Origin of the sequence: Acetobacter sp. (assembly GCF_047721705.1) — a bacterium.
GTDB lineage: Bacteria > Pseudomonadota > Alphaproteobacteria > Acetobacterales > Acetobacteraceae > Acetobacter.
On record NZ_JBDNXK010000182.1, the window covers coordinates 1 to 1,959 of the forward strand.

2 protein-coding genes are annotated in these 1,959 nt (G+C 52.3%); one reads left to right on the top strand and one right to left on the bottom strand.

Going from position 1 to position 1,959, the window contains the following annotated elements; genetic code table 11:
• Positions 1 to 674, top strand: a 674-nt coding sequence (locus ABF824_RS16310; protein WP_415489999.1) for a carbon-nitrogen hydrolase family protein, incomplete at its 5' end; no start/stop codon positions are given.
• 67 nt (positions 675 to 741) lie between these two features.
• Here the strand turns inward: ABF824_RS16310 and ABF824_RS16315 are convergent.
• Positions 742 to 1,539 carry an IS5 family transposase gene (locus ABF824_RS16315; RefSeq protein ID WP_415490000.1) on the bottom strand — a complete coding sequence of 266 codons (798 nt, stop codon included), beginning with the start codon at positions 1,537 to 1,539 and terminating at the stop codon, positions 742 to 744.
• Positions 1,540 to 1,959 lie beyond the last annotated feature (420 nt).

Genomic DNA, 1,959 nt, shown 5'->3' on the forward strand with positions numbered 1-1,959 from the left:
ATCTCGTTGTTGGGGTTATCGAACGTGATGGGGCTACGTTGTATTGTACGGCGCTTTTTTTCGGACCCGATGGGACACTTCTTGGCAAACATCGCAAGCTGATGCCGACCGGCACCGAACGATTGGTCTGGGGACAAGGAGACGGTTCGACCATTCCGGTTTTTGAGACGGATATCGGCCGTATCGGGGCTGCGATCTGCTGGGAAAACTATATGCCGGATCTGCGGCAGAGTATGTATGTCCGGGGTATCAATCTCTGGTGTGCGCCTACGGTAGATGAGCGCGATATCTGGCAGGCTTCCATGAGGCATATTGCCTATGAAGGACGGACGTTTGTTCTTAGTGCCTGTCAGTACATGACGCGTGCGGATGCGCCGGAGGAGTATGCCTGCCATCAGGGCAATAATCCGGACACCGTGCTTATTCGGGGTGGCAGTGTGATCGTCAGTCCGCTTGGAGAAATCATTGCCGGACCAATTTATGATCGTGAAGCGATCATTACGGCTGATATCGATCTGGATGATGTAATCCGAGGGAAATACGATCTGGACGTGGCAGGCCATTACGCCCGTCCTGATATATTCAGTTTGCAGGTTAACAACGCCTGTCAAAATCCAGCATCGTTCTCTGCGCAAGAGATCGATGCTCCACTTCCCACGATGAAGATCGAATAAAATAACTGCGGCCTCTATCGCCTTGCCGTAACTACTAAAGCCCTCCTTTTAGAGCCCTTTTGGAAATTCAGGGATGAGCATTTCGGCGTAGCATGAGGCTTCCCATGGCGATGTGGATCATGGCCTCTGCCACGTCGATACGCTGTTCGTAATCCCTCACCAGTCGGCGCCAGCGGATCATCCAGCCGAATATCCGTTCAACGACCCGTCGACATGGCAGAATTTCAAATCCTTTTGCCGTATCTGAGCGCCGGATGATCTCGACCGTGAAGTCGTGAAAGGCGGCTTTGTCCATCAACTGCAGGCGGTCATAGGCCCCATCTGCGAAGAAATGCTTCACCCACGTCCAGCGTTGGCGGATAGCATCCAGGATCATCTGTCCACCCGCACTATCCGAAATATCGGCTGGTGTCAGCCTGACCAGAAGCAGTCGGCCATCGGTATCGACCGCGATATGACGCTTGCGGCCAACGATCTTCTTGCCGGCGTCATAGCCACGGGTCATTGCATGAGGAGCCTTGATACTCTGGCTATCGATAACGCCCCCAGATGGACTGGCCTCGCGTCCCGCAGCTTCACGATCAAGCATCAGGCAGACATCATGGATGGTTTGAAACAGGAAACGGCGCATTAGCCTGCGGAACCACCAATAGACGGTCTGCCATGGACCAAAATGAACAGGCAACATTTCCCAGCCACAACCTGAGCGGACAAGATAGCGCAGCGCATTGATGATCTCACGAAAATCGGTCAATCGTTTCCGGCCACGCCGGTTCCAAGGTGGCATCAGGGGCGCTATGCGTTCCCATTCTTCATCGGTCAGATCAGACGGATAACGCTTCGTCTTGCCTGTAATGTCGGCCATTCGGCCGCGTTGTTCTGGCGTCCACTCCTGAGTTTGAATCACGCGACAGACACCCTGAAAACTACTCACGCTCAATTTCCAAAAGAACTCTTAGATATCACGGCAAATTTCGTATCTGGGGATGAACTGCTATGGGGGGCAAGCGGACTGTCCGCTACCTAGATAAAAAAACAGGTTAACGATCGTGACCTGCTCGCCTTTTTTGATTGCGGCGTATTAGGTGTGACAAGAGTGCACAATGCCTTCAAAGGAATTTTCATTTGTTCTCGCTGAAAAGCCCTCAAGCCAATTCAACTCGTGCACAATATTCCACACGCATAGCATTTCTGATTGCAGGATTCGCGGGGGCCGCGTGGGCACCGATTATTCCTTATGTAAAATTTCGTTGTGGTCTGAGTGATGCCCATCTAGGACTTTTAC